This is a genomic window from Pseudomonas koreensis, assembly GCF_024169245.1.
GTDB lineage: Bacteria > Pseudomonadota > Gammaproteobacteria > Pseudomonadales > Pseudomonadaceae > Aquipseudomonas > Aquipseudomonas koreensis_F.
The window spans coordinates 5,437,668-5,463,995 of sequence record NZ_JALJWP010000001.1 but is presented as its reverse complement, the minus strand read 5'-3'; the positions used below and the strand labels follow the sequence as shown (position 1 = coordinate 5,463,995).

The following is a 26,328-nucleotide window of genomic DNA, read 5'->3' as shown; positions in this document are numbered from 1 at the left end:
CAGTTCAAAGAAAAGCATTAAGTACATTCAGAGTCGACTCGCGAGCGTGCTCGCCTAAGTAAAATTCGCCTGACCTCGTGCACCTCAGGGAAATCATCTGTCTATCGATTTTTTTAGCTCCACCGACACGTTCAGCACTCAACGCGCGGGATCCATGCTTGGCGTAAACACTGGAGCTGTTCAGCTGAAAGCGCGCTTTCTTTGCATCGAATCACGCGGTGGTTTAATATCGCGCCTCCCTTGCGCATCAAAATGCCAGCATCGAATAACGCGTAAAAGGGAGCTGAAATGGACTAGTGGGTCACTGATGAAAAACACAAATAAATTGGACGCCCTGACTTTTCTCAGGTTTGTCGCAGCGAGCTTGGTTGTAGTGTTTCATTATGGTGCAACTACTGTCTTCTACAGTGCGCTTCCTTTCACGTTGAAGATTGGCCCCTTGATGGTTACATTTTTCTTCGTGCTCTCTGGCTTCGTTATTTCGATATCGCATTATAAGAAAAAAATAGAATTTGGACGATTTTATCTCAATCGTATTTCGCGGATCTTCCCTGCCTACTTCGTCTCACTACTGATTTTCGTCGCGTACTCCCCTGCGCCAACAGACATGTATGATGCAGTACTAGCGCTTACGATGCTTCAGGCGTGGGTTCCCAGCTATGCACTGATAGGAAATAGTCCTGCATGGTCTATATCGGTCGAGATTTTTTTCTATCTGGTCGCACCAGCACTGATATTGCTTAGCAACAAAGGCGAAAAGTCTTCGGCAAAACTGTGGATCGGCTTTGCGGTGGCGGTGTGGGCGATCAGCCAAGCCGTACTAATGGTCATGGCATCCCCTCCGTTCTACACGGGCTACCCGTCAGCGTCTCACGATCTGGTTTTCTACTTTCCGCTCTCCCACTTCTGCAGCTTTTTACTGGGATTTGCGGGCGGCATCGCATACAAAAACGGGTTTCTGCGCAATCAGATATCTGACTTCGTTGCAATATCTCTACTGATTGCTACTTTATTGTTGATCAATGAAGTGAGGATCTACGGAAAGGTAATCAATGACTTGTTTGGATACCATGTACCCTATACCAGCAGTTTCTATTCGTTACTATTTCTACCCGCTGTTTATTTTTGCGGTTTAGCCGACAACACCTTGCGCAGGGTAATAGGCTCGCCAGCATTAGTATTGCTTGGCGAAGCAAGCTATGCGCTGTACATTTTCCAGACCCCGGTACACCTGGGCTTTGAGTCAATTGTACCTAGCGATATGTTTACGTCTCCAAATATAAGATTTGCTGTGTACTTTTTTATGCTGGCACTGATTTCGATAGTTGTTTATAAATTCGTTGAAGCCCCAATTATAAATTTCGTAAAACAAAAGTACAAGGCTTCCTACTCTGCGTCGAGCTTAAGATTAGATTCACATACCCGATGATCTATCCGATCTTGGAGGCTGACCAACTGACCATTCATAAGTAGCGTGCGCATGCGCATTTAGGTTCGTTTTGTCTGTAAAAGTTAGCATTATGTCGACTATTTCATGCATAGGCTTTTCGTTGTTCTCAACAGTCCCGCAACAAATTGAAGATCTTGTATTCAGACCGCAACGGCTTCTGATCGTAGGATCAAACGTCTCGACGGAAGAGTGATTCAAAACATCGCCTGACGCCACCGACGAGGCGATCGCTCTGACCGTCCAGCAATTCACTGGATTCTGGACGGCTTTACCTCTGGCGTAACTCATCGAGCTTGATGCCGCGTTTTATGACTTTATTCTCCGAGCTTAGGGCCTGCACGCACTACGTATTCAGCAACTGATCGACCTTTTTGGTGCAGAGAATGCTGCTCGCCTGCAATCCTCGACCCGTGCACCGCGCCAAAAAAGCGGTTCGGTAATTCCGCTGTGCTATCACTAAATCAACCTGTGGCCCTAGCAGATGAGGATTGCGCGCATCCGAGGCAGATACTTAGACCGACAGTGAGTGGTTATCCTGCGGACGACGAGGCTGTCGATCTTATCTGCCAGTAGAGGTGCAGCGAGCTCAGATTGTTACACAAACAGTAACGGATGCACTTTTGACACTCTGGCAACATGGTCTAGTTTTCAGGGGCAGCTTGGGAAAAGCTGCTTAATCACACGATGTCATGGAGCTTCAATTTATGCGTACAAGTTATTTCTATTCTTTGATTTTTGCTTTGATGGCCAGTGCTTCGATCGCTGCGACCGCCACACCTGCCCCTCCTGCGGGCGAAACTGGCGATCAGAGATCGTTGACCACTCAAGAGTCTCGCCCCGGCCAGATTGATCTCAACCATGCCGACGCTGCAACGTTGCAGCGGGAGCTGGCTGGAATTGGCAAGGCAAAGGCGGAGGCTATTGTTGCTTATCGGGAAACTAACGGCTTATTTTCTTCAGTGGATGAGCTTCTTGAGGTGAAGGGTATTGGCAAAGCCATACTTGAGAGGAATCGAGACAAGCTAGATCTGAACTGAAGCGTCCCAGTACCTGGGAGTCGTGAAGGGCCCAGGTTTCGGGGTGAAAACATTAGTACCGCCATTAACCCAGATCGCAAAGGTCTGGGTTTTTATGTATGGATGGTTCTTCCCGCTGACTGCAAGCCGAAAAATGCCTGATTTTTAGCAAATATTAAGTTAGTATTAATAAGTCCCCCACTAAGCCGATAAGCGAGCCTACATGAATGGGTGTTTGTCTGGAAAATCTTGGAGATACCGGTGTTAAATGTATTGCTAATGTATTTTTCGATTCTTGGCCTTGTTGCTCTTTCTTCAAGGCTGGTGACTTCTAGATATCGTGCTGAATACCCGATATCGTTAATTTTGGTCATGGTTGCCCTGTACGTCTTCGGTTTTTTCCAGTTGCTGAGCATTGGCCTTTATGTTGTGCTTTTGGGCGCTTTGGTTGGAGGTGCACTGGCAACAAAGGGAATGGTTTTTCAGTCCGAGGATCGATTTGTAATATTCCGTCAAGCTGCCGAGCTCGCAATTCTTTTCGCACTTGCCTGGTCTTTATCTTGGGGCTCAGAATACTGGGTGTGGGATGAGTTCTCACATTGGGGGGCCGAAGCAGAATATCTAGTAATTAACAAAAATCTTCCAGTCAGCAGTGAATCGCTGGTTTTCCCAAATTATATTCCGGGGATATCGTTGGTCAGGTATTTTAGCGAAGTCCTGATGCGCAGCGGCCCAAGTTCCTCCTACTTCATAACGTGGCTATTCGCGTTGAGTGCTATATATAGCGTTTCTTACTCTAGCTCGCACATGAAGTGGGCGTTGACTATTGTTGCGTTATTTTTTGCTTACTTGGGCTTCTTTCAAACACTGCCGCTTACTTTGTTGATTGATCCGCTGCAATCCTTGCTATTGTTACTTGCGCTGCGTTTTGCGCAGAACGACGATGATGATAGTTTCCGAATCGTGGTGCTTGCGGCTGTAGCCCTCGTGTTGCTCAAGCATGTCGGGATAATCCTAGGCGGCTTTGTATGGCTCTACTACGTTTGCGTACGACTGCTGGCTGACAAGCGTCAGGTAAAAACGATTTTTTCACGAGCAACATTGCTGTTGGCTTCGGTAGTGCTTACTTTTGTGAGTTGGGAGATTTATGTCTATCTTTATGATTTGAGCATAAGGTTTGCAGGTATCTCGATCATGTTTAAAGGTGCAGGGCTGGTAGAAAATTTTTCTATCGGGCTTCACCACGTCCTTAGGAATTTTTATCCTCACGCAGCATTTTTAACGCCCGCGCATCCGGTAGAATTTTTGACTCCGGGAATTCCTTTGTGGGAGTTTACTTGCATTGTCGTCGTTGCTGGGTTTCTCCTGAATTTCAACAAGGCGACTGATGGCAGGCAAGTTTTGATTGCTTTTGTATTTCTGTTGTTTTCCGCTGTTTCCTATATGTTATTTCTCGCTTATGTTGCGGTAGCTTCCCGATGGTTTAACGATCTTTATTCATTTTCCAGATATTTTATCGCTGTACTGTTTGCGGTATTTTTCTTGCAGTATTTCGTTGCTAGAGATGGTTTGGCTATATGGCGTTGTGCGCTGATCGCAGCATTGATGGTTGGCTTGGCATACGTAACAGCGCCATCATTGAGTACATTCTTTGTACAGGAGAAGCGGCCACCAGTTCCTCTTAATGCGGAGTATCAACTCAAGGCAGATCAATTGATCAAGCACACAAAAGGTGGCGAGCGCATCCTTTATGTGGATGGAAAGGATTCCAGTTTTGGATATTTTATGTTCCGCCTCAAAACACTGACGTTGAGATATTTGCCTTATCCAAGCACTTCTTTTGTGAACAATAACAAAAATAATTATGCTCGTAATTATAAGCGGTTCAGAAGGGTCTTGTGCAAATTTGACTACGTGTATGTTGATGGTGCGCCTGATGGATTTTGGAAGCGTAATGCACGGCTGTTCGATGTGGCTGGGGGGCGGGTCTATAAAGTGCATCGTATTTACAAAAACGCTCGCTACTGCACTGCTTCGCTGCTTGAAAAATAAGTTTTAATCTGAAAAAAGGTGGCTGTTCAGACGAACAGCCACCTTTTTTATGATTTTAATATTAGAGCTGCATCCGCAGCGGTCGTAACCAGTGCCAGTTTAAGGATTGAATTTACCCATGCAGGCTTTGAGCAAGGTTTCCAAAACTGAAAGATTGCCCTTGAAAGCACTGATCTTGGTCGGCACCTCGCCCTTCGGATAGCGTCGCACCGTAGGCAGTTCCGCGCATTTGTAGCCGAGTTTTGGAGCTCGATAGGACAGGTATGCCAACAACTCATAGGTGCTGAATATGTTGCGGAAAATGGCAACGTTGGGATCAAGTAGCATCCGACTGCTGTAGGCTCGGAACCCTTGGGTTGTGTCCGTCCATGAATGACCGGAGCTTAAGCTCAGCAACGGAGCATGAATAAATCGAATCGCAAAATCTCTGGATTTTGGAGTGTTTTCAGCGACGCCTCCCGATACGAAGCGAGATGCTTGAACGAAGTCCACACCCTGCTTCAGTGCGTCGATAAAGTCTGGAATCGCAGCCGGATCATCTTTGTCGTTGCCGTCTATGGTTACGATTCCTTCATAGCCATGATCCAATGCAAATGCGTAAGCACACCTTAGTTGTGCACTCAGCTTTCCTAGTCCGGTTTTTACCAGCAATCCACGAACCTGTAATTGTTGGAGCGATTGCAGCTCCATTGAGCCATCGGTGCTGCCACCATCGACAATGATGATATCGGCCACGTTGTCAATTTTATGCGTGGCCATCCTGCTGAGCAGGCTCTTGATGCGTTCTCCTTCATTGATGAGAGGAATAATCACGCACCAGCGATGTTGTTTACCGAGCCATAGCGGCGTTTCGAAGGAGGGTACCTGCCAGGTGTTGCGCAGAGCAGGATCAATAATCGAGGGCATCATCTCGTTTTCCATCAGGCGACGCGCGCTGTAATCAGTGCAACGCCAGCAATCACTAACAAAATCCCAACCCCGGTAGTCCAGTGAAAGGGTTCGCGAAATATAAATATTGAAGAGAGTGCCACCGCCGCTACAGCGCCTGCGGTGAGCACGGGGTGCGCGACGTTGAGCGGGAGCTTTGCCAGCGCTGCTGCATATAGAAGGAACGCCGAGCCATACAGGCCCAGGCCAAGCCAGAAGGGCCAATTGCTCAGCGCTCTCATGGGGTCACCGAGAGATGGGAATTGCCGAGGCGCGGTCATCGCGATTTTGATTAGGACGCTGGCGGAGGCGTTAGACAGAATCCCCAGTATTAAGATTGCCCACTTCATACTGTCGCGCCCTGGTCACCGTTGCGATAATGTTTTATGGCAACTTGAAGCGCCCGCTCAATTGACCGGAGGTGGGGTTCATTCCTAGTGGCCACCATCTCAATTGAAACAACATGGCCAGGCAGATGTTGCTCTAATGCAATGCTCATTTTCGAGTGTTCAGTACTGCCATCGCCCAGAGGTACCAGATTCGGCTCGCTGGCGTGTACGTGACCTATCAAGCTCGCAAATTCATCGAGAATCAATTGCGGGTCTTCCCCGTTGATAGCCAGTGACCCGGTATCGAACTGCATTTTGATAGCCGGATGATTTACTCGTCTGACCACTTCGGCCGTTTCGGGGCTCGTCGTCATAAAATTCGCGCCGTAACAGACAGGATTAGGCTCCAGGCAGTAGATCACATCATTTGCAAATGCGATGTTCCCCAGCTTCTGAAAAAATGTTACGGCCATGTCAAGTGTCTGTTCATCGCTCAGGCCGGTACGGTCACGGTTCTTCGGTGACCCGAAAACCAATCGCCGCGAGCCCAGTTGTTGCGCGATACGTGAGACACCTGACAGATGCTGTAGCAGTGCCGCTTGGCTTTGGGTCGAGCCAAAGACATTGAGTCCGATCGTACCGAACAAAAGCGACTGCATTCCGGTTATCTCAATCCCCTGATCGCGCCACCAATTTCGAGTGTCAGCAATCTCTTGCGGTTTGCTCCGAACCGGGTCGGGAAAGTATTTTCCCGGCGCAATATCTATCGCGTTTATAGCATAGCGTTGGAGTAGCTTTGCGATAGCGGCGTCTTCCGATATATCCCATGAGATATTAGAGAGGGCCAGTCTCATTGCGTTTTCGCCAAGTGGTTTAGTGTTTTAGTCGGTTCTGACTGGGCATATGCCCTGACGGCTTGAATCGTTTCGCGAGTATTGTACTGATAATCTCCGGCTGCCCCAAAAATCTCGGCATGTATCGTACGCATGTTGTACGAGCCGACCGGATTATTCGTCGTATTATGAAACTCGCGTCCGAATCCACCAGAGGAAATATCGGATACGCTGGTGGGTTCAGCTGTAAGGTGGACGAGCTTAAGCCCAGCCATCAATGCCATTTGGATGTCGTACCAAAGATTGACCATTGGGTAGAACTGGAAGATACCTCGGCTATCAATAGCTTCGAGGTTGTTGTCGTTGAGGAAATCGTAGACAACATTTTTCCGTAGCCCTGGCCCTACTAAGCCTGGCAGTCGAACGATTACGTGATTCTCAAAGTGCTCTTCGACGAACTTTTCGAGCACGCGGCGGTTGAGTCCATAGGCGTGCAGGCCCTCTTCGTCAACTGCGGTGTTCTCATCGACGTCTACAGGGTTCTTAAAAACGTCAACCGTGCTTATCAGGATAAAAGTATGACATCTGACCGTTTTAAGATGAACAATCAGGTTGTTGATTTTCAGGCGATCAGCTTCGGGTTCGCGGTTAGCTATCCACTTCTGAGCGGGAGCACCAGCGCAGACCACGGTGCCGAAGGTTTGGTTTTCAATATCCGCGATATTGGTTGAGCGGAATAGCGAGTCGAATTTTGCCTGTTTAAGCAGCGTCCCGCCAACATAACCTGAATAGCCTATAAGCGCGTTTGACATCATTGCTCCTGCTTGTGCTGAGGGGGGGGCATTAGAAACTCCTGCGTATCGAGCTTTTCCAGCACATCGTAAATATTGTCGATTTTTCCGCCGAGGACTGAATAGCAGCCTGGAATATCATTATGACGTTCAAAGAGTATAGGGCGACCATCATCGCCTTCATTTTTCACAAGCACAGTCTTGATCTCAAATAGCGACTCTATATATTTAGACTCCAGTACTTTCGGGATATAGCGCCCTACGTCTCTTATCATTCGATCTACCCGCGTGTCTCGCGGGTAATCGTTTAGCTTGAGATAGGGGTCCATTCCCTGCTGATCAGTCCAATGCATGTGCGGGGTGTATCTCACATGGGACAAGGTATGCAGGCTGCGCGCTGGAAATGGCATCAACGAAAAGAATGGACCATCCATCACCGTTACCCCGATATCGCTGAGCGCGCCGGGCATCTGCATCAGTGCCATCTCCGTGATTTCTTGCTTCAGATCAGCAGTCACTCCGGGAAAATCTCCTCCCAGCTGATTCAGGCCGCTGTAAGTACAATTGAATACATAACGGCAAAGGACTTCATGCGGCTCGCGATTGTCGTCTTTGACAACGACGCTAATATCGCCAGAAGGGGCGTTGGAGATGGCCGTCGCCCGTGCGTTGTAGCGAATCTCGACACCGTTGTCTTTAAGCTCTCTGCCGGCCCACGAAGCGAGCTTCGTCGAGTCGAACGCATACTCTTCAACCAGATAAACCTCTTCGATCAATCGCGGTTCGAAGAGGGCGCGTACGCTGGCCTCTGCAGGTTTGATCACAGCGCCGATGTCTCGACAGAATCGCTCAAACTGTCTGGCCGTGCATTTCGAGTTGCGTCGTGCAATGGCATACAGTTTGGTGAAGTCGGTCTTTACGGCTTCCGGCCAGTCCTGGACGAACCTTGGCAAATTGATACGACTGCGATAGGCGGTTGTGAAACTTCGTGGGTAGTGAAATCCGTTGTGAACGCGTGCCTGATTATTAAAAGACGCGCGCTGCATGAGTGCCGATTCCCGTTCCACCAAGAGGATTCGCTTCAGACCCCGCTGCTTCGCCAGGTAGATTGCGATAGCTGCTCCATAGAAGCCCCCGCCAATAATTACAGCGTCCTGATCCGTTGCTTTAACCGGTCGCATTAAGACACTCTGTCAGTCGGGGAGGGGGCCTTTAAAGACACATCTTCGATGTTGAGTTTTTCACGCCGGGTCATACGCGCACTCGTGAACTCCTGCCCGACATGGTAGAGAGGACCTTCGTTCGAAAGACTCGCCATGTTCAGGATATATTCACCCAGAACAAGCAAGACGAGGGAGATCAGAAAAAACATTCCGGACTGCTGCAGCGATACGCTTATCCAGCCGGGTGCCACGTCTGTCTTCAATATGGCGATTGCGACGATATACACGCAGTACATCAGATTTGCGACGGCTCCAAATAGTGAGAGCGATGTCACCAGTCGCATGGGCGCACGGGTGGTTGAAACGAGCAGGCGTACACCTCGGTCAATACTATCGCCGAGTCGTTTTCGCGGCGCCGGTTTTGGTGTTGAGCTGTAGTTGAGAAACGAGCGTGCAAAGCCACCGGTGGCCGGCAGATGACGGTAAGTCATTGCAGGCTGGGGATGTTGGAGAATGAAATTGATCACGTTTTTGCTGAGAATTCGATACGAGGGCGCCTCATTCGCCAGATGTACCCCATTGATTCGGTTATAAACCCAGTGGAACATCGTAAATGCGGAGCGATAATAGAGGCCCTGGGCAGGTTTCTGATCATTGTTGGCGAATACAACATCGGCGCCTCTGACTGCCTGATCGAGCATTTTAGGCAGGAAATGGACGTCGTCCGCGAGAGGGTCGATGACGGCGACAAAATCACCCAGCGCGTTTTCCATGCCTACCCAAGAGGCGGTGTCGGCATCGACTTCTTTGGTCAGTGCATATACTTGCAAATTGGCCAGACCATGCTCCGTCGTAAGACGCTTCATAGTGAGGATACTTTCGTCATCCGATGCATTGTCGACGATGATCAGCTCGTAATCACTAACGATCGGGCTAATGATCGCCTGCGCCTCGATAAGGATGTTCTCGATTGTTTCCGCTTGATTACGCACCACAAAAACAACCGACAGGAAACAGGGGAAAAATTCCATTTCAGAATCCACTTTTACATACCTAGAGCACCGTCACGAATGCTCATCGATGGGAAATCGATATTATGCTACATCGATTGCGCCGCGTGCGGCCTTTGTTCAAGCCTGTCATTGGCGCTTATAGCACGGCTTTAATCGCTTATACCGGCCGCAATCTGTGCGTCGAAAAGGCTCGCTGGGTGGATTTCCTGACGGCGCTGTGCCCGGCGATAAAATTATGGATGTAATATTGCGCCGCTAATTGGCTATCATCATTTTGTCTCGGCCGCCTACGCATTGACCGGGATCATCATATTGCTTCCGTCATAGCGTTGTTTTCCTAGCGTCTCAACGCAGCGGTATAAGCGCGGCAAGGCTATACATTGAGCCTGATCCAATCGCTCAATGCCGAACTGGAAGGCACGGTTATCCGGCTGCAAGCTGTCGTGCCGGATAGAACCGGGACTGAAATCTGGGAGCGGCTCCGGGATCGACGCAATTGGGATGTTGGCCGAAATGGTTATGAAGGCTGGGAAATGGTAGGTGCCGCGCTGGCAGCGCTGGATCAGGGTGGACTAGTCACCATTCCATCGTTTCCGGATGCGGGCCTAGTGGCACGCTTTCGTTGTCGGCGGTCATGTGATGGCACCGAGTCTGTCGCACAGTTTTGCTGCCGAATGCTACAAGTAATGCCTCTTTGTAATTACCAGAAGGATAAGCACGATGAGCCAGCGTCGAATTGTAGTCACGGGCATGGGCCTGGTTTCACCCTTGGGCAGTGATGTTGAAATCGTCTGGCAGCGTCTGCTCGCCGGGCGTTCCGGATTGCGTAATCTGCCGGACGCTGTGGTGGCCGATCTGCCGACCCGGGTGGGCGGCAGTGTGCCGACGGTCGAGGAGGACGCCGAGGCTGGGTTCGACCCGGATCGCGCGACGCCACCCAAGGAACAAAAGAAGATGGACCGCTTCATCATGTTCGCCATGGAAGCAGCACGGCAGGCATTGGAGCAGGCCGGCTGGCATCCAGCGGACGCTGAACAACAGGAGCGGACCGCAACAATCATCGGCTCGGGTGTCGGCGGTTTCGGTGCGATTGCCGATGCCGTTCGCACCACCGACAGCCGTGGCCCTCGGCGTTTGTCGCCGTTCACCATTCCATCGTTTCTGGTCAATCTCGCGGCAGGTCATGTGTCGATCCAGCATGGCCTGAAAGGTCCGTTAGGTGCTCCGGTTACCGCATGTGCCGCCGGGGTTCAGGCGATCGGCGATGCGGCGCGATTGATCAGGGCGGGAGAAGCGGACATCGCCGTGTGTGGCGGGGCGGAAGCGTCGATCGATCGCGTCAGTCTGGCCGGTTTCGCTGCCGCGCGGGCGTTGTCCAGCGGTTACAACGACACCCCTGAGAAAGCCTCACGTCCTTTCGACAGCGGGCGCGATGGTTTTGTGATGGGCGAAGGCGCTGGTCTGTTGGTTATCGAATCGCTGGAGCATGCGCTGGCGCGTGGGGCGAAACCGTTGGCCGAACTGGTTGGCTACGGCACCACGGCCGACGCCTATCACCTGACCGCCGGGCCGGAAGACGGCAGCGGCGCGCGGCGGGCGATGCAGCTCGCATTGGCTCAGGGTGGCGTGGCGCCGGATCAGGTGCAGCATCTCAATGCGCATGCGACCTCGACACCGGTCGGTGACTTGGGCGAGTTGGCGGCGATCAAGGCTGTGTTCGGTACGCAAAACAAAATCGCCGTGACCTCGACCAAATCTGCTACCGGTCATTTGCTCGGCGCGGCGGGTGGGCTTGAGGCGATTTTCACGTTGCTGGCGATCCGTGATCAGGTGGTGCCGCCGACCCTCAACTTCGAAAACCCGGATCCAGCGAGCGAAGGGGTGGACATCGTCCATGGCGAAGCGCGGCCAATTGAGATCGAATATGCCTTGTCCAACGGCTTCGGTTTTGGCGGGGTCAATGCGAGCGTGCTGTTCAAGCGCTGGCAAGGTTAATCGTTCGATTGCTTGAGATGCTCGCGGGTGACGTCGAGGATGCGCTGAGCGAAGTCGGCATCCGCGACGCTGCGTGACAGCAACAGTGCACCGGCAAGGGTTGCCATGATGACAATGCTGCGGTCAGCATTGTTGTCGCCGGCGAGCGTGCCTTGTATCTGTTCGAGGCGAGCCTTGAGAACTTCGTCACTGGTGGGGCTTGGCTGGCCGCGCAGCCCCAGCTCAGAAGATATGGTCAGCAGCGGGCAGCCTTCGTCGGGCGAGGTCTGATGCCACTGCGACAGGTAGGTGTCGATAAAGACCTGCAAAGGATTTTCCTGCGCGAAGATTTCTTCGCAAAGGCCCCCGACTTGCTCGCCGGCCGCTTGCAGGGCTTTTTCGACCAGTTCTTCCTTGGATTTGAAATGCGAGTAGAAGCCGCCATGGGTCAAGCCCAGCGCTTTCATCAAAGGCTGTAGGCCGGTCGCGCCGATACCGTCCTTGCGAAACCGCGCCGAGGCTTCCTGGATGATGCGCTGATGAGTCTGGGCTTTGTGATCTGGCGAGTAACGCATGTGGAGCTCTCCGCGACGATGTTGCCATCTTAACCACGGAAGATTAAATGGTGACTGTACTTCTAAAATCTAAAAAGCCTGCGGGTAAGTCCGATTGCGCTGGAAAAACCAACCCCGCCATTGCGGCGGGGTACGGGTCAGCGGTCCTGTGCGTCCTTGGCATCCGCTTCGGCATTGCGCTGCGCGACGCGCTTGCGTTCTTCATCGGTCAGTTCGACCTTGTTGGCGGTGTCGCGCAACATCATCAATCCGCCAACAATCGAGCCGATCGCAACGACCAGAATCAACCAGGCATACCAGGGCATAACGGCTCTCCTTAATGGCAGCTCGACGGACGAGGATTTCGCCGTGCGATGCTGCATACCACTTTTGAGCGAAGTGAACTCGCAGTGGTTCCATTCTAGGTCGGTTGCACCCGGTACACCCGAAATCCCTCAATTGCCTGTGAGCATCGCATCGGCCGGCGCATCGGCGCGCAGTTGTCCGGTCAGCATGAAGTAGCAGAACCCCACCGCCATGAAGCCGAGGAAAATCAGCCCGATCAGGGTGTTGAACCACGCCATCGCAACCAGGCAAACCACGGCCAATATCAGTGCAATCAGAGGCACCAGCGGATAGCAAGGCGCGCGGAAGGTGCGCTCCAGATTCGGTTCCGTTTTACGCAGTTTGAACAGGCTGAGCATGCTCATGATGTACATCACGATCGCGCCGAACACCGCCATGGTGATCATCGCTGCCGTCAGTGTCATACCGCCGAGGTTGATCAGACCATCGCTGTATATCGCGGCAATGCCGATGAGCCCGCCAGCGATTATCGCGCGGTGTGGTGTCTGGAAGCGCGAGAGTTTTGCCAGCGAAGCAGGCAGATAGCCGGCGCGGGCGAGGGCGAAGAACTGGCGTGAGTAGCCGAGGATGATGCCGTGAAAACTGGCGACCAGGCCGAACAGGCCGATCCAGACCAGCATGTGCAGCCAGCCTGAGTTGTCGCCGACCACGGTTTTCATGGCTTGCGGCAAGGGGTCGTTGATGTTGGCCAGCGTGCGCCAGTCGCCGACGCCGCCGGCGAAGAACATCACGCCCATGGCCAGCAGCACCAGGGTCAGGATGCCGCTGATGTAGGCTTTCGGGATCGTGCGCTTCGGGTCCTTGGCTTCTTCGGCGGCCATCGCGGCGCCTTCGATGGCGAGGAAGAACCAGATGGCAAATGGAATCGCCGCAAACATCCCGGCAATCGCCGGCGCGCCGAAGACGTCGGAGCCCGCCCAGCCATTCAGGGCGAAGTTGCTGAAACTGAACGCCGGCGCAACCACGCCCATGAACACCAGCAACTCAGCCACCGCCAGCACGCAGACGATCAGCTCGAACGTCGCCGCCAGCTTCACCCCGAGAATATTCAGGCCCATAAACACGATGTACGCGCCAACCGCTGCGTGTTTGGGGTCGAGGGCCGGAAATTGCACATTCAGATAAGCACCAATCGCCAAGGCAATCGCCGGCGGGGCGAAGACGAATTCGATCAGTGTGGCCAGCCCGGCGATCAGTCCGCCTTTCTCGCCAAATGCACGGCGGCTATAGGCAAACGGCCCGCCAGCATGGGGAATTGCGGTGGTCAGTTCGGTGAAGCTGAAGATAAAGCAGGTGTACATGGTCGCGACCATGAATGAAGTGACCAGAAAACCGAGAGTACCGGCCACGCCCCAGCCGTAACTCCAGCCGAAATATTCCCCGGAAATCACCAGCCCCACGGCAATGCCCCACAGGTGCAACGTGCCCAGCGTGGGTTTGAGTTGTGTGTTCATGCGCTTGCTCCCGCAACGGTTGGAAAGCTCGGGGGAGGGCGCGTGCAGTGGGCGTGCCATCGCCGTGAAACAAGTCGTAATGGGTTCAAAGCTGTCGCAGCGGGGATGATTGGCGCTGGGTGTGTGGGTTTTGTGCGCCAGTTGGGTGCGATGTTGTCTGCGCCGCCGCCTTCGCGAGCAGGCTCGCTCCCACATTTGTTATGCGCTCTCCCCTGTGGGAGCGAGCCTGCTCGCGAAGGCGCCAGCCCAAACACCACGAAACTCAGCCGTAAAGCCCGCATAAATCCACTCTTTACGCTTTCTTTATGCCCCACGCCGCGCCTCGCTCTCGTTCCTTTACAGCCACCTTCCCGACAATCACCGCACACACGGCAATACGCCGTAACACGGAGATCTTCCATGAGCGTTCTGGACGGGGTGTCACTGCTGTTGGCAGTGGGGCTGTTCATTTATCTGTTGGTTGCGCTGTTGCGCGCGGACCGGAACTAGGAGCGGCTATGCACAGTTATGACTATTGGCTGATCCTCGGGTTTTTCCTGCTGGTCCTGTTGCCGGCGCCGTTTCTCGGGCGCTTTTATTACAAGGTCATGGAGGGCCAGCGCACCTGGCTGACGCCGATTCTCGGCCCGGTCGAGCGCGGTTGCTATCGCCTCGCCGGGGTCGATGCACAGGCGGAGCAGAGCTGGCAGAAGTACACGCTGGCATTGCTGGCGTTCAACCTTGCCGGTTTCCTGCTGCTGTTCGCCATCCTGTTGTTCCAGGATCACCTGCCGCTGAACCCGCAGAATCTGCCGGGCCAGGAGTGGACCCAGGCATTCAACACCGCGGTCAGTTTCATGACCAACACCAACTGGCAGTCCTACAGTGGCGAAGCGACCCTCAGCTACCTGAGCCAGATGGTCGGCCTCACCGTGCAGAACTTCGTCAGCGCCGCCACCGGCCTCGCCGTGCTGGTCGCGCTGTGCCGTGGCATCGGCCGCAAGTCGACAAAAACCCTCGGCAATTTCTGGGTCGACATGACTCGCGCCACCCTCTATGGCCTGCTGCCGCTGTGCCTGCTGCTCGCGCTGTATCTGGTCTGGCAGGGCGTGCCGCAAACCTTCGCCCAGTATGTGAATGCCGTGACGCTGCAGGGCATTGATCAGGTGATCCCGCTGGGCCCGGCCGCCAGCCAGATTGCGATCAAGCAACTGGGCACCAACGGCGGCGGTTTCTTCGGCGTCAACTCGGCGCATCCGTTCGAGAACCCGACCGCGTGGAGCAACCTGTTCGAAGTCGCCTCGATCATTCTGATTCCGGTGGCACTGGTATTCACCTTTGGCCATTACGTTAAGGATCTGCGCCAGAGCCGCGCGATCATCGCCTGCATGCTGGCGCTGTTCCTGATCGGCTGCGCGACATCGCTGTGGGCCGAATATCAGTCGAATCCGACCCTGAACAACGCCGCTGTCGAGCAGACCGCGCCGCTGGAAGGCAAGGAAGCGCGCTTCGGCACCACCGCCACGGTGCTGTGGTCGGTGACCACGACGGCGGCTTCGAACGGCTCGGTCAACGGCATGCACGACAGCCTCAACCCGCTGAGCGGCATGGTCGCGCTGGTCAACATGATGGTCGGCGAGGTGATCTTCGGCGGTGTCGGCGCCGGGCTGTACGGCATGTTGCTCAACGTGCTGATCGCGGTGTTCCTCGCCGGTCTGATGATCGGCCGCACCCCGGAATACCTCGGCAAGAAACTCCAGGCCCGCGAAGTGCAGTTGCTGGTGGTGACGCTGCTGGTGATGCCGGTCGGCGTGCTGGTGCTCGGCGCCATTGCCGCAGTGCTGCCCGGTCCGGCGGCGACCATCAGCAACCCCGGCCCGCACGGGTTCAGTCAGTTGCTCTACGCCTACACCTCGGCCAGCGCCAACAACGGCTCGGCGTTCGGTGGCCTGAGCGCGAACACGCCGTTCCACAACCTGATGCTCGGCCTGGGCATGTTGATTGGCCGCTTCGGCTACATCCTGCCGGTGTTGGCATTGGCCGGCAGCCTGGCGATGAAGAAAAGCGCACCGGTCGGCCAGAACAGCTTCCCGACTCACGGCCCGCTGTTCGTGACCCTGTTGACCGTGACCATTCTGCTGGTGGGCGGCCTGACGTTCTTGCCGACGCTGGCGCTCGGTCCTATCGCCGAACATTTAAGTATGGGCTTCTAAGGAATCCATCATGAATATGCCTGCAATCAAACCCGCCGCCGTCAAAGCGCCGGAACAAGCCAAAACCGCGATCTCGGCCCTGTGGCGCCCGGCGCTGGTGCAAGCCTTCGTCAAGCTCGACCCACGGCAACTGGCGCGTTCGCCAGTGATGCTGGTGGTCGAACTGACGGCAATTTTCACCACCGTGCTGTGCTTCATCCCGGATGCCGATGTGCCGACCTTCGTCGCCGCACAAATCGCCCTTTGGCTGTGGTTCACCGTGCTGTTCGCCAACTTCGCCGAGGCCTTGGCCGAAGGACGCGGCAAGGCCCGCGCCGACAGCCTCAAGGCCGGCAGCGAAGGTCTCAGCGCACGCTGCCGCCAGGCCGATGGCAGTTTCAAGATTGTTCCCGCTGCCAATCTGCGCAAGGGCGACGTGGTGCGAGTCGAAGCCGGGGAGATGATTCCCGGTGACGGCGAAGTCATCGAAGGCATCGCCGCGGTCAACGAAGCGGCGATCACCGGTGAGTCGGCGCCGGTGATCCGCGAGTCCGGCGGCGACCGTTCCGCCGTCACCGGCAACACGCGGCTGGTGTCCGACTGGCTGCTGGTGAAGATCACCGCCGATCCCGGTGAGTCGACACTTGATCGCATGATCGCCTTGGTCGAAGGCGCCAAACGGCAGAAGACCCCGAACGAAGTCGCGCTGGACATCCTGCTGATCGGCCTGACCCTGATCTTTCTGCTGGTTGTCGTCACCCTGCAACCGTTCGCGCACTTTGCCAATGGCAGCCTGCCGCTGGTGTTCCTCGTGGCATTATTGGTCACGCTGATTCCGACCACCATCGGCGGTCTGCTGTCGGCCATTGGTATCGCCGGGATGGATCGTCTGGTGCGCCTCAACGTGATCGCCAAGTCCGGCCGCGCAGTGGAGGCGGCGGGTGACGTGCACGTGTTGTTGCTCGACAAGACCGGCACCATCACCTTCGGCAACCGTCGCTGCAGTGCCGTATACGCGGCGCCGGGTGTGACCGGCCGTGAGCTGGCCGAAGGCGCGTTGTTTGCTTCGCTGGCCGACGAAACCGCTGAAGGCAAGTCGATCGTCGAGTTCCTTCGTGGCCTGCATCCACAACCGGAGCCGGCCCCGGAAACCCTGACCGCCGTGCCGTTCAGCGCGGAAACCCGCTTGTCCGGCGTCGATTATCAGGGCCGCGTGTATCGTAAAGGCGCGGTGGATTCGCTGCTGGCGTTTCTTGGTCAGCAACGGGCGGATCTGGCCCCGGCGCTGGCGCGGGAAATCGACAGGATCGCCCAGAGCGGCGGCACGCCTTTGCTGGTCTGCGCTGACGGCAAGCTGCTCGGCGCGATCCACCTTAAGGACGTGGTCAAGCCAGGCATCCGCGAGCGTTTTGCCGAGTTGCGCAAACTGGGGATTCGCACGGTGATGGTCACCGGCGACAACCCGCTGACCGCTGCGGCCATCGCCGCTGAAGCGGGCGTCGATGACGTGCTTGCCGAAGCGACGCCGGAGAAAAAACTCGCACGCATTCGTCACGAGCAGAACGACGGTCGCCTGGTCGCCATGTGCGGCGACGGTGCCAACGACGCCCCGGCACTTGCCCAGGCGGACGTCGGCATGGCGATGAACGACGGCACGCAAGCGGCACGCGAAGCGGCGAACATGGTCGATCTCGACAGCGACCCGACCAAGCTGCTCGACGTGGTGCAGATCGGCAAGGAATTGCTGGTGACCCGTGGCGCGCTGACGACCTTTTCCATCGCCAACGACATCGCCAAATACTTCGCGATTCTGCCGGCGCTGTTTGCTTCGATCTACCCGCAGCTGGGCGTGCTGAACATCATGCACCTGAACAGTCCGCAGAGCGCGATTCTCTCGGCCATCGTCTTTAACGCGCTCATCATCGTCGTGCTGATTCCGCTGGCATTGCGCGGCGTGCGTGTGCAGGCGGCGAGTGCGGCAGCGTTGTTGCGGCGCAATCTGCTGATCTATGGCGTGGGCGGGATTGTCGTGCCGTTCGTGGGGATCAAGGCGATCGACATGCTGCTTACGGCGTTGCATCTGGTGTGAGGCTTTCGCGAGCAGGCTCGCTCCCACCTGAAATTGCATTCCCCCTGTGGGAGCGAGCCTGCTCGCGAAGAATGCGCCACTGCTTATCTGACTCAACACAGTACTGGTTTTTGAATCGAGGATTCCGCAATGTCCACAATGATACGCCCGGCTCTGACCCTGTTGGCGCTGATGACCCTGGTCACCGGTGTCGCCTATCCACTCGCAGTCACTGGCATCGCTCAGGTCGCCTTCCCGACTCAGGCCAACGGCAGCCTGATCCACGACGCCGACGGCAAGGTCCGCGGCTCGTCGCTGATCGCCCAGGATTTCAGCGGTGACAACTGGTTTCACCCACGCCCGTCCGCCGGGGCTTTTGCCACGGTGGCCAGCAGCGCCAGCAACCTCGCGCCGAGTAATCCGGCCCTGGCTGCCCGAGTGATCGAAGACGCGCACAAACAACAAGTCCCCGGCCAGGGCCCGGTGCCCTTGGCACTGCTGACCACCTCCGCCAGCGGCCTCGATCCGCACTTGCCACCGGCGGCAATTGCCTATCAACTGGCGCGTGTCGCGGCGGCGCGCAACCTGCCGGTGTCGACCTTGCAGCAATTGCTCGACGCACATATCGAACAGCCGCTGGTTGGGCCGCCGGTGGTGAATGTGCTGGAGCTGAATCTGGCACTGCAAAACCTGTAATTCAGTTGATACCGATCGTTCCCACGCTCTGCGTGGGAATGCACCAATAGACGCTCTGCGTCTGCTTTTATGGGACGCAGAGCGTCCTGGGCTGCATTCCCACGCAGAGCGTGGGAACGATCATCAGGAAGAGAGACATCAAGCATGAGCGACTCCGGCCGCGCCGACGCACTGTTAGCAGACCTGCCCCGCGATGGCCGTGGTCGGCTCAAGGTTTTTCTTGGCGCCGCCCCTGGGGTCGGCAAGACCTACGCCATGCTCCAGGCCGCGCACACGCAACTGCGCCAAGGCGTAAAAGTCCTCGCCGGGGTGGTCGAAACCCATGGCCGCGCCGAAACCGAAGCCTTGCTCGGCGGCCTGCCGCAACAACCTCTGGTACGCAGTGAATACCGTGGCGTGTTGCTTGAGGAAATGGACCTCGACGGCATTCTCGCCGCCAGACCCAAGCTGGTATTGGTCGATGAACTCGCCCACAGCAACGCCCCCGGCAGTCGTCATGCCAAGCGCTGGCAAGACATTCAGGAACTGCTCGCCGCCGGCATTGACGTGTTCACCACGGTCAACGTCCAGCACCTGGAAAGCCTCAACGATCAGGTGCGCGGCATTACCGGCGTGCAAGTGCGCGAAACCCTGCCGGACTGGGTGTTGCAGGAAGCTTACGAGCTGCTGCTGATCGACCTGCCGCCGCGTGAATTGCTCGAGCGTCTGCGCGAAGGCAAGGTCTACGTGCCGGAGCAGGCGCGCGCCGCTATCGACGCATTCTTCACCCAGACCAACCTCACCGCACTGCGCGAACTGGCGATGCAGACCGCCGCCGCGCAGGTCGATAACGATCTCGCCCAAGGCTATCGTCAGCTCGGGCAGGCGGCGCCTGCGGTGCGCGGGCGTTTGCTGGTTGGTGTCGATGGCGATGCGCAGGCTGAGCGTCTGGTGCGTCATGCCAGCCGCGTCGCCCAGCGCCGGCATCTGCCATGGAGTCTGGTGCATGTCGATAACGGCAGCGCCCGCGACGAGCAATCGCGGTTGCGTCTGCAAAGCGCCCAGCAACTCGCCGAACGCCTCGGTGGCGAAGTGGTGCTATTGCGCGCCGGGGAAGTGGCGAAAACCCTGATCCAGCATGCTGCCGAACGCCGCGCCAGTCTGTTGCTGGTCGGCCAGTCGCGGCCGCGATTACGTCGTCGCCTGTTTGGCGGTGGACTGGCGGCGCGACTGCTGCGTCAGGCTCATGGGCTGGAAATCAACGTCCTCGACACTGACCACGAGCAGCACCAACCGCGCCCGCGCAGTCCGCTCACGCTTGTGTGGTTCGACTATGTGCTGGCACTGGTCGCGACGTTGTTGGCCAGTGCCCTGGCCTGGGCGGTGTCGAGCGTGTTGCCGCTGCCGAACATCTCGCTGGTGTTTCTCGCAGCGGTGTTGCTGGTAGCGGTGCGCAGCAGCCTTGGCCCGGCGCTGGCCTGTGCGGCGCTGTCGTTTCTGACCTACGATTTTTTGTTCATCCCGCCGAATTTCTCTTTCAGCATCCAGCGCGAAGAAGACGTGCTGACGCTGCTGTTCTTCCTGTTGATGGCAGCGCTCACGGGCAACCTCGCGGCGCGGCAGCGGCGGCAATTGCAGGCCTTGCGCGACACCCAGGAAGAGACCAGCGAATTGCTCGATTTGTCGCGCAAACTCACCGCCGCGACCGATCGCCAGGCCGTGATCAGCGCCGCCGCGCAACACCTCGAAGGCTGGAGCGATTTGCAATTGTGCTTGCTCAACCGCGACGGCCAGGGCGGCTGGAAAGTCGAGACCGGCGGGCCGCTGCAATTCACCGAGGCCGAACGCGCCGCCGCCGATTGGGCCTGGCAACACGATCAACCGGCGGGCAAGGGCACCGGCACCTTGCCGCTGGGGCGTTGGTGGTGGTGGCCATTGTCGGTCGAGGACGGGCCGCTGGCGCTGCTCGGCGTTTGCGCCAAGGAAGGCCAGACCCTGAGCGGTCAGCGCCGACGCTTGCTCACTGCGTTGAGTCAGCCACTGGCACAAGCCTTGGCACGCGCGCAGTTGGCTGATGATTTGGAGGCGGCGCGCCTGCATGGCGAAACCGAGCAACTGCGCAGCGCCTTGCTGGCCTCGGTGTCCCATGATTTGCGCACGCCGCTTACCGCCATGCGCGGTAGCATCGACAGCTTGTTGGCCCTCGGCGAAGCGATCCCGCTGGAGGATCGCCGCGAGTTGCTCGAAGGCACCCGCGATGAAGCCGAACGCCTCGACCGCTACATCCAGAACCTGCTCGACATGACCCGCCTCGGCCACGGCGCCTTGAAGCTGGCGCGGGACTGGGTGTCGCCGGCCGATATCGTCGGCAGTTCGCTCAATCGCCTGCGGGCGGTGCTGGCGCCGTTGCGGGTCAGCACCGAGGTGCCGGCCGAATTGCCGCTGCTCTATGTGCACGCGGCGCTGATCGAGCAGGCGCTGGTCAACGTGCTGGAAAACGCCGCGCGTTTTTCGCCGAGCCACGGTCGCTTGCAACTGCGCGCCGGCACCAACGAGCAAGAGATTTTCTTTTCGGTCAGCGATGAAGGCCCGGGCATCCCCGAAGAGGACCGCACGAAGATTTTCGACATGTTCTACACCGCCGCGCGCGGTGATCGCGGCGGGCAAGGCACCGGGTTGGGACTGGCGATCTGTCAGGGCATGGTCGGTGCTCACGGTGGGCGTATTTCCGTAGCCGACGGCATCGACGGGCGTGGCACCTGCATCACCTTGCACCTGCCGTTGCAGGCGCAGCCGGGCATGGACCATGAAGCCTGAGGCCGACTGCGCTACTCTCTTGCCACTCTTTTGTGTTGATGTGAATTCATGAGCCAGACCGCGACCATTTTGGTCATCGACGACGAACCGCAGATCCGCAAATTCCTGCGCATCAGCCTCGCTTCACAAGGCTATAAAGTGCTCGAAGCCGGCACCGGTGCCGAAGGCCTGGCGCAAGCCGCCCTGAGCAAACCCGACCTGGTGGTGCTCGACCTCGGCCTGCCGGACATGGACGGTCAGCAGGTGCTGCGCGAGTTACGCGAATGGGCGAGCACGCCAGTGCTAGTGCTGTCGGTGCGCGCCAGTGAAGGGCAGAAGGTCGAAGCGTTGGACGGCGGCGCGAATGACTACGTGACCAAACCGTTCGGCATTCAGGAATTTCTCGCCCGCGTTCGCGCGTTGTTACGCCAGGCCCCGGCGGGCGAGGCGCAACCGGCGGCGTTGAGTTTCGGCCCTCTGACCGTGGATCTGGCCTATCGGCGCGTGCTGCTCGACGGCGCCGAAGTCGCCCTGACCCGCAAGGAATACGCGGTGCTGGCGCAACTGGCGCGGCATCCGGGGCGGGTGATCACCCAGCAGCAATTGCTCAAGGATATCTGGGGGCCGACACACACCGAGGACAGTCATTACCTGCGGATCGTGGTCGGACATCTGCGGCAGAAACTGGCGGATGATCCGACCCGGCCGCGGTTTATCGTGACTGAGGCTGGGGTTGGGTATCGGTTGGTGAGTGAGAACAGCCTGTAGCTTTGTAGTGGCCGATCCGGCGCTTTCGCGAGCAAGCTCGCTCCCACATTTGGAATGCATTCCCCTGTGGGAGCGAGCTTGCTCGCGAAGAGGCCAGAAAAAACACTGAAGGACGTTCAGGATTTCAACCCTGCTCCTGCTCATACCGATCCAGCGTATCGCTGGCAATCTGTCTGCCCAGCGCAATCAACTCCGGCGCCTTGTAGAACTCGAAAAACCGGCACACCCGCTTCGGCACGTTGATCAGGATATCCGGCGGATAGCCGGCGATCTTGTACTGCGCCAGCGAGGTCTGCATCACCTCGAAACTCTGGTTGATCAGATCCAGTAGCGACGCCGGCCCGACGTTATCGATGATGAACGAACCGGTGGCGGATTTCGGCGCGCCTTCGCGTTCCGGGGCGGCCGCTGGTTGCTGGCTTTCCGGCTCGACGCCTTCGAGCCACGGATTGATCTCTGCCGCCTCGGCGCGCAATGCTTCCTGTTCCAGCTTCAACAACTGCTCCGCCGGTTTACGGCGAAATGGCAGCTTCGATCCCAGTGAGTTGATCAGACTGTCGAAGCGCGAACGGAACGCCGCTGGGCGCTCGATCACCGGCAATTTGTACTGACGCTGGTTGGTGGCGTTGAGGTTGACGGCGATGATCAGATCGCAATGGCTGGACACCACAGGAACGATCGGCAACGGATTGAGAATGCCGCCGTCGACCAGCATGCGGTTGCCCTGCATCACCGGAGTAAACAGGCTGGGAATCGCCGCCGAGGCGCGCATGGCTTGATGCAGGCAGCCTTCCTGAAACCAGATTTCCTGCTGATTGGTCAGGTCGGCGGCGACGGCGGTGTAGGGGATGCGCAGGTCTTCGATGTTGATCTCGCCGACGATCTTGCGAATCTGCCCGAAGACCTTTTCACCGCGAATTGCACCGAGGCGGAAGCTCACGTCGACCAGGCGCAGCACATCGAGGTAATCGAGGCTTTCGATCCAGCGCCGGTAGTCATCCAGTTTGCCGGCGGCATAGATCCCGCCAACCACCGCGCCCATCGAACAACCGGCGATGCAGGCGATGTCGTAGCCGCGTTTTTCAATTTCTTCGATAACGCCGATATGGGCATAGCCCCGGGCACCACCGGAGCCCAGCACCAGTGCGACACGCTTTTTCATCAAACTTCCTCCCGACAAGCCTGCACAATGCACGCATCGGCCAGGCGGCTCAATCGCCAAGGTCGTTGCGCGCGGCAGTGACGTCGTTTTTCGCTCGCGGCGCACGCTTGCGCGCTATGCTCTGCGCCACATGGTTTGACCGGCCGGCGAGGCACTTTTTCGCCGCTTGACCGTCTTACCTGCACGACTGTTGACCTACCTTGAGGTGTGAGTGATGAAAGCCTGGATCTGTGTACCGTTGATGGCCTTGGTTCTGGCCGGTTGCGCCGGCAAAACCGCGTACCGCGACAGCTGCGGCAGTCAACTCGATACGGCCTGGCACGAACTGGACCTGGCCAAGGCTGAAGGCTTCGCCGGCACCGTCAGCTATTCCAAAGCGCTGTCGCTGCTGACCGCCGCCAAGACCCAGCAACAATTCGAAGGCTTTGAAGGCTGCAGCAAGAAAGCCGAGAAAGCCCGTTTCTACATTCGCGAATCCCGCGCAGGACGTTAAAAAGCAGCTGCAAGCTTCTAGCTGCGAGCGGCAAGCTCAAGGCGACCGCGTTCAGCTTGGAGCTTGTAGCTTGCAACTTGAAGCTGTCTACGGAGTAGACCCCCATGATCGATCGTTTGGTGGCTCATGTGTTGAGCCTGGATGTGCGGCTGCTGGCGTGTCAGGCGCGGTTGACTGCGCGCACCGATCCGGAAGCGTTGCATGATTTGCGCACCACGGTGCGGCGCTTGCGCAGTCTGTTGCGGCCGTTGCGCGGCTTGCCGGGTGTCGAGCAACTGGAGGCGGCGGCTTCGGCGGTGGGCGATCTGACCACGCCGTGGCGTGATCGCGAGGTGCTCGCGGCGTATCTGCTCGAGCATGATCAACCCGAGGCTGCGCAGCGGCGCCTGGCGCAAATGACCGAGGCGTATCCGGCGCTGGCGGCGAGTGCGGAGCTGGCTTCGTTGCTGATGATTCTCGACGCCTTTCCACGGTTTCTTCGCGCGTCTCAGCGCCAGGGTCTGCTCCAGGATCTGGATAAGCGCATTGAAAAACGTCTGGGCAAACAATGGCAGAAACTCGACGCGGCGCTGCAGGATCCCGCCCATGACCGCCATCGTCTGCGCCTGCTGATCAAACGTGTGCGTTATGGCATCGAAGCCTATCCCGAGCTGGATCGCTTGCCGAAACCGGCTTACAAACGCCTGAAATCCGCGCAAGGCGCATTGGGCGACTGGCACGATTGCTGGCAATGGCTGGCGCGTGCCGAGCAGGAGGCTGATCTGCAACCGTGTGTGGCCACTTGGCAGGCCGGGTTGATCAAGGCAGAGCTGAAGGCCGATCAAGTGCTGGAAAAGCTCAGCGCCACTTGTTTCAAATCCTGAAACTTGCGCATCCCCCTGTAGGAGCTGCCGAAGGCCGCGATCTTTTGATCTTGATTTGCAAACCGATCAAAAAATCGCAGCCTCGTTTCACTCGACAGCTCCTACAAGGGTTTTGCGGCGAAATTGAAACGCGCCAAGGCCTATCTGTCAGCCCATTTGACCGGAATAGACGCTGCGCCGCCGCCCCAGGCTGGTTAAGATCGCCGCATTCCTTTTTCGCTTTCCGAGGTTGCCATGCGCTTTTGCGATCTGCTCGATGCTGTCCGCCAACAACCTGAAGTGACCATCCCCGCCGAATGGGGGCAGGGCCGCGCCAGTTTTGGCGGGCTGGTGGCCGCGCTGCAATTTGAAGTCATGCGCGCCAGGGTGCCGTCGGAACGTCCGGTGCGTTCGCTGGCGATTACCTTTGTCGGCCCGGTCGAGCCGGACGTGCCGGTGAGTTTTGAAGTCGACGTGCTGCGCGAAGGCAAAGCGGTCAGCCAGGTGTTGGGCCGCGCCATGCAAAATGGCCAGGTGGTGACGATCATTCAGGGCAGCTTCGGTGCCTCGCGGCCCTCGGAAGTCGCCGTCGAAGCCTATCCAGCGCCAACAATGAAACACTGGGACGAATGCCAGGAGCTGCCCTATATCAAAGGCGTGACCCCGGAATTCATGCGCCATCTGGCCATGCGCTGGAGCGCCGGCGGTATTCCGTTCTCTGGCACGCCATCGCGCTTGATGGGCGGTTGGGTACGCTTGCGTGGGGATGTCAAAGAGGAGCCGGTCAACGAGGCGCATCTGCTGGCGCTGGTGGATGCCTGGCCGCCGGCGCTGTTGCCGTATCTGAAGAAACCGGCACCCGGCAGCACGCTGACCTGGACCATCGAATTCGTACAGCCGTTACGCGACTTGAGCACGCTGGACTGGTGCCAATACCTGGCCGATATCGAATACGCTGTCGACGGCTACGGCCATGTCGCAGCGAAGCTGTGGAGTGCGAAAGGGGAATTGATTGCGATGAGTCGCCAGACCGTGACGATCTTTGCCTGAATCAATGCCGACGATGACGCTCACGCCAGGCACGCCACCAGCCGCCGCTGAGAAAGAACCGCGGGAAGGTCAGAAACTGCTCGACCAGCAAACGTGACACGGCATCCTGGCGATCACTGAACGGCTCGGAGGCTTGCGCCTCCAGGCTGTGACCGTGACGCTGAAGACCCAGCGCAGCGACGATACCGATCACGCCGATGGCGACGCTGGCCAGGCTCAGGCTGAACACCCCTGACACGATCAGCAGAAAAGCCACGATGAACAGCGGCACGGCAATCAGGTGCAGGACCAGATTGGTCGGATGCTGATGATTGCCCGGGTAGGCGCGCCATTGCCACGCGGGAAGGTTGGGGTGACGTTTGCCCATGTTTGCTACTCCTC

24 protein-coding genes and 1 pseudogene are annotated in these 26,328 nt (G+C 57.2%); 14 read left to right on the top strand and 11 right to left on the bottom strand.

Annotated elements, in window-relative coordinates:
- Positions 1 to 307: 307 nt before the first annotated feature.
- From J2Y90_RS24205 to J2Y90_RS24195, 3 genes are all read left to right on the top strand, one after another.
- Positions 308 to 1,429 carry an acyltransferase family protein gene (locus J2Y90_RS24205; RefSeq protein ID WP_253504162.1) on the top strand — a complete coding sequence of 374 codons (1,122 nt, stop codon included), beginning with the start codon at positions 308 to 310 and terminating at the stop codon, positions 1,427 to 1,429.
- A 725-nt stretch (positions 1,430 to 2,154) separates the two neighbouring features.
- A complete protein-coding gene (locus J2Y90_RS24200; protein WP_253504159.1) occupies positions 2,155 to 2,487 on the top strand; it encodes a ComEA family DNA-binding protein in 333 nt (110 codons plus the stop codon).
- A gap of 240 nt (positions 2,488 to 2,727) precedes the next feature.
- On the top strand, positions 2,728 to 4,518 hold the full coding sequence (locus J2Y90_RS24195; RefSeq protein WP_253504156.1) for a hypothetical protein: 1,791 nt from the start codon (positions 2,728 to 2,730) through the stop codon (positions 4,516 to 4,518).
- Between the two features lie 99 nt (positions 4,519 to 4,617).
- Here the strand turns inward: J2Y90_RS24195 and J2Y90_RS24190 are convergent, their stop codons facing one another.
- The 6 genes from J2Y90_RS24190 to J2Y90_RS24165 form a co-directional block, all read right to left on the bottom strand.
- On the bottom strand, positions 4,618 to 5,439 hold the full coding sequence (locus J2Y90_RS24190) for a glycosyltransferase family 2 protein (protein ID WP_253504153.1): 822 nt from the start codon (positions 5,437 to 5,439) through the stop codon (positions 4,618 to 4,620).
- Entirely contained in the window at positions 5,439 to 5,687 is a 249-nt protein-coding gene (locus J2Y90_RS24185) for an SMR family transporter (RefSeq protein WP_253505326.1), read from the bottom strand. The genes J2Y90_RS24190 and J2Y90_RS24185 overlap by 1 nt, the downstream gene beginning before the upstream one ends.
- 104 nt (positions 5,688 to 5,791) lie before the next feature.
- Complete coding sequence (locus J2Y90_RS24180) at positions 5,792 to 6,628, bottom strand: sugar phosphate isomerase/epimerase family protein (protein WP_253504150.1); 837 nt, start codon at positions 6,626 to 6,628, stop codon at positions 5,792 to 5,794.
- A complete protein-coding gene (locus J2Y90_RS24175) occupies positions 6,625 to 7,419 on the bottom strand; it encodes a pyridine nucleotide transhydrogenase (RefSeq protein ID WP_253504147.1) in 795 nt (264 codons plus the stop codon). Before J2Y90_RS24175 ends, J2Y90_RS24180 begins: the two co-directional genes overlap by 4 nt.
- Complete coding sequence (locus tag J2Y90_RS24170; protein ID WP_253504144.1) at positions 7,419 to 8,579, bottom strand: NAD(P)/FAD-dependent oxidoreductase; 1,161 nt, start codon at positions 8,577 to 8,579, stop codon at positions 7,419 to 7,421. Before J2Y90_RS24170 ends, J2Y90_RS24175 begins: the two co-directional genes overlap by 1 nt.
- Positions 8,579 to 9,592, bottom strand: coding sequence for a glycosyltransferase (locus tag J2Y90_RS24165; protein WP_253504141.1), 1,014 nt, complete (start codon positions 9,590 to 9,592; stop codon positions 8,579 to 8,581). The genes J2Y90_RS24170 and J2Y90_RS24165 overlap by 1 nt, the downstream gene beginning before the upstream one ends.
- A gap of 290 nt (positions 9,593 to 9,882) precedes the next feature.
- Here J2Y90_RS24165 and J2Y90_RS24160 point away from each other — a divergent pair.
- A pseudogene (locus J2Y90_RS24160) lies at positions 9,883 to 10,261 on the top strand (SDR family NAD(P)-dependent oxidoreductase); the annotation flags it as partial.
- Between the two features lie 33 nt (positions 10,262 to 10,294).
- Positions 10,295 to 11,569: a beta-ketoacyl-ACP synthase II gene (gene fabF, locus J2Y90_RS24155; protein WP_253504138.1), complete on the top strand. Its 1,275-nt coding sequence runs from the start codon at positions 10,295 to 10,297 to the stop codon at positions 11,567 to 11,569.
- On the opposite strand, the gene J2Y90_RS24150 is transcribed toward fabF, so the two are convergent.
- The 3 genes from J2Y90_RS24150 to eat form a co-directional block, all read right to left on the bottom strand.
- Entirely contained in the window at positions 11,566 to 12,123 is a 558-nt protein-coding gene (locus J2Y90_RS24150) for a TetR/AcrR family transcriptional regulator (RefSeq protein WP_253504135.1), read from the bottom strand. The two genes, fabF and J2Y90_RS24150, sit on opposite strands and share 4 nt — an antisense overlap.
- Positions 12,124 to 12,260: 137 nt before the next feature.
- Positions 12,261 to 12,428 carry a DUF2897 family protein gene (locus tag J2Y90_RS24145; protein WP_016770901.1) on the bottom strand — a complete coding sequence of 56 codons (168 nt, stop codon included), beginning with the start codon at positions 12,426 to 12,428 and terminating at the stop codon, positions 12,261 to 12,263.
- A 129-nt stretch (positions 12,429 to 12,557) separates the two neighbouring features.
- Complete coding sequence (eat, locus tag J2Y90_RS24140) at positions 12,558 to 13,922, bottom strand: ethanolamine permease (protein ID WP_253504132.1); 1,365 nt, start codon at positions 13,920 to 13,922, stop codon at positions 12,558 to 12,560.
- Between the two features lie 399 nt (positions 13,923 to 14,321).
- Between eat and kdpF the strand changes: the two genes are divergently transcribed.
- From kdpF to J2Y90_RS24110, 6 genes are all read left to right on the top strand, one after another.
- On the top strand, positions 14,322 to 14,411 hold the full coding sequence (gene kdpF, locus J2Y90_RS24135) for a K(+)-transporting ATPase subunit F (protein ID WP_007899818.1): 90 nt from the start codon (positions 14,322 to 14,324) through the stop codon (positions 14,409 to 14,411).
- 8 nt (positions 14,412 to 14,419) lie between these two features.
- Positions 14,420 to 16,114, top strand: a complete 1,695-nt coding sequence (kdpA, locus tag J2Y90_RS24130) for a potassium-transporting ATPase subunit KdpA (RefSeq protein WP_253504129.1) — start codon at positions 14,420 to 14,422, stop codon at positions 16,112 to 16,114.
- Between the two features lie 10 nt (positions 16,115 to 16,124).
- On the top strand, positions 16,125 to 18,182 hold the full coding sequence (kdpB, locus tag J2Y90_RS24125; protein ID WP_253504126.1) for a potassium-transporting ATPase subunit KdpB: 2,058 nt from the start codon (positions 16,125 to 16,127) through the stop codon (positions 18,180 to 18,182).
- 129 nt (positions 18,183 to 18,311) lie between these two features.
- Complete coding sequence (gene kdpC, locus J2Y90_RS24120) at positions 18,312 to 18,857, top strand: potassium-transporting ATPase subunit KdpC (protein ID WP_253504123.1); 546 nt, start codon at positions 18,312 to 18,314, stop codon at positions 18,855 to 18,857.
- 144 nt (positions 18,858 to 19,001) lie between these two features.
- Entirely contained in the window at positions 19,002 to 21,653 is a 2,652-nt protein-coding gene (locus J2Y90_RS24115) for a sensor histidine kinase (protein WP_253504120.1), read from the top strand.
- A gap of 48 nt (positions 21,654 to 21,701) precedes the next feature.
- The gene (locus tag J2Y90_RS24110; protein WP_253504117.1) at positions 21,702 to 22,400 is read left to right on the top strand and encodes a response regulator; all 699 of its coding nucleotides are present in this window, start codon (positions 21,702 to 21,704) and stop codon (positions 22,398 to 22,400) included.
- 124 nt (positions 22,401 to 22,524) lie between these two features.
- Here J2Y90_RS24110 and J2Y90_RS24105 read toward each other — a convergent pair whose 3' ends face one another.
- Positions 22,525 to 23,562, bottom strand: coding sequence for a patatin-like phospholipase family protein (locus J2Y90_RS24105; RefSeq protein WP_253504114.1), 1,038 nt, complete (start codon positions 23,560 to 23,562; stop codon positions 22,525 to 22,527).
- Positions 23,563 to 23,776: 214 nt separating this feature from the next.
- Here J2Y90_RS24105 and J2Y90_RS24100 point away from each other — a divergent pair, with 214 nt between their 5' ends.
- The 3 genes from J2Y90_RS24100 (at position 23,777) to J2Y90_RS24090 (ending at position 25,947) form a co-directional block, all read left to right on the top strand.
- On the top strand, positions 23,777 to 24,055 hold the full coding sequence (locus J2Y90_RS24100) for a lipoprotein (RefSeq protein WP_042607906.1): 279 nt from the start codon (positions 23,777 to 23,779) through the stop codon (positions 24,053 to 24,055).
- A 104-nt stretch (positions 24,056 to 24,159) separates the two neighbouring features.
- A complete protein-coding gene (locus tag J2Y90_RS24095) occupies positions 24,160 to 24,918 on the top strand; it encodes a CHAD domain-containing protein (RefSeq protein ID WP_253504111.1) in 759 nt (252 codons plus the stop codon).
- Positions 24,919 to 25,152: 234 nt separating this feature from the next.
- Positions 25,153 to 25,947: an acyl-CoA thioesterase gene (locus J2Y90_RS24090; protein ID WP_253504108.1), complete on the top strand. Its 795-nt coding sequence runs from the start codon at positions 25,153 to 25,155 to the stop codon at positions 25,945 to 25,947.
- Between the two features lies 1 nt (position 25,948).
- Here J2Y90_RS24090 and J2Y90_RS24085 read toward each other — a convergent pair whose 3' ends face one another.
- Positions 25,949 to 26,314 carry an Mpo1-like protein gene (locus J2Y90_RS24085; protein ID WP_042607903.1) on the bottom strand — a complete coding sequence of 122 codons (366 nt, stop codon included), beginning with the start codon at positions 26,312 to 26,314 and terminating at the stop codon, positions 25,949 to 25,951.
- Positions 26,315 to 26,328 lie beyond the last annotated feature (14 nt).

What these genes read in the sequence shown, in the direction of transcription:
- J2Y90_RS24205 (WP_253504162.1), top strand. Translation starts at nt 308, where the DNA reads ATGAAAAACACAAATAAATTGGACGCCCTGACTTTTCTCAGGTTTGTC.
- J2Y90_RS24200 (WP_253504159.1), top strand. Translation starts at nt 2,155, where the DNA reads ATGCGTACAAGTTATTTCTATTCTTTGATTTTTGCTTTGATGGCCAGT.
- J2Y90_RS24190 (WP_253504153.1), bottom strand. Translation starts at nt 5,439, where the DNA reads ATGGAAAACGAGATGATGCCCTCGATTATTGATCCTGCTCTGCGCAAC.
- J2Y90_RS24185 (WP_253505326.1), bottom strand. Translation starts at nt 5,687, where the DNA reads ATGAGAGCGCTGAGCAATTGGCCCTTCTGGCTTGGCCTGGGCCTGTAT.
- J2Y90_RS24180 (WP_253504150.1), bottom strand. Translation starts at nt 6,628, where the DNA reads ATGAGACTGGCCCTCTCTAATATCTCATGGGATATATCGGAAGACGCC.
- J2Y90_RS24175 (WP_253504147.1), bottom strand. Translation starts at nt 7,419, where the DNA reads ATGTCAAACGCGCTTATAGGCTATTCAGGTTATGTTGGCGGGACGCTG.
- J2Y90_RS24170 (WP_253504144.1), bottom strand. Translation starts at nt 8,579, where the DNA reads ATGCGACCGGTTAAAGCAACGGATCAGGACGCTGTAATTATTGGCGGG.
- J2Y90_RS24165 (WP_253504141.1), bottom strand. Translation starts at nt 9,592, where the DNA reads ATGGAATTTTTCCCCTGTTTCCTGTCGGTTGTTTTTGTGGTGCGTAAT.
- fabF (WP_253504138.1), top strand. Translation starts at nt 10,295, where the DNA reads ATGAGCCAGCGTCGAATTGTAGTCACGGGCATGGGCCTGGTTTCACCC.
- J2Y90_RS24150 (WP_253504135.1), bottom strand. Translation starts at nt 12,123, where the DNA reads ATGCGTTACTCGCCAGATCACAAAGCCCAGACTCATCAGCGCATCATC.
- J2Y90_RS24145 (WP_016770901.1), bottom strand. Translation starts at nt 12,428, where the DNA reads ATGCCCTGGTATGCCTGGTTGATTCTGGTCGTTGCGATCGGCTCGATT.
- eat (WP_253504132.1), bottom strand. Translation starts at nt 13,922, where the DNA reads ATGAACACACAACTCAAACCCACGCTGGGCACGTTGCACCTGTGGGGC.
- kdpF (WP_007899818.1), top strand. Translation starts at nt 14,322, where the DNA reads ATGAGCGTTCTGGACGGGGTGTCACTGCTGTTGGCAGTGGGGCTGTTC.
- kdpA (WP_253504129.1), top strand. Translation starts at nt 14,420, where the DNA reads ATGCACAGTTATGACTATTGGCTGATCCTCGGGTTTTTCCTGCTGGTC.
- kdpB (WP_253504126.1), top strand. Translation starts at nt 16,125, where the DNA reads ATGAATATGCCTGCAATCAAACCCGCCGCCGTCAAAGCGCCGGAACAA.
- kdpC (WP_253504123.1), top strand. Translation starts at nt 18,312, where the DNA reads ATGTCCACAATGATACGCCCGGCTCTGACCCTGTTGGCGCTGATGACC.
- J2Y90_RS24115 (WP_253504120.1), top strand. Translation starts at nt 19,002, where the DNA reads ATGAGCGACTCCGGCCGCGCCGACGCACTGTTAGCAGACCTGCCCCGC.
- J2Y90_RS24110 (WP_253504117.1), top strand. Translation starts at nt 21,702, where the DNA reads ATGAGCCAGACCGCGACCATTTTGGTCATCGACGACGAACCGCAGATC.
- J2Y90_RS24105 (WP_253504114.1), bottom strand. Translation starts at nt 23,562, where the DNA reads ATGAAAAAGCGTGTCGCACTGGTGCTGGGCTCCGGTGGTGCCCGGGGC.
- J2Y90_RS24100 (WP_042607906.1), top strand. Translation starts at nt 23,777, where the DNA reads ATGAAAGCCTGGATCTGTGTACCGTTGATGGCCTTGGTTCTGGCCGGT.
- J2Y90_RS24095 (WP_253504111.1), top strand. Translation starts at nt 24,160, where the DNA reads ATGATCGATCGTTTGGTGGCTCATGTGTTGAGCCTGGATGTGCGGCTG.
- J2Y90_RS24090 (WP_253504108.1), top strand. Translation starts at nt 25,153, where the DNA reads ATGCGCTTTTGCGATCTGCTCGATGCTGTCCGCCAACAACCTGAAGTG.
- J2Y90_RS24085 (WP_042607903.1), bottom strand. Translation starts at nt 26,314, where the DNA reads ATGGGCAAACGTCACCCCAACCTTCCCGCGTGGCAATGGCGCGCCTAC.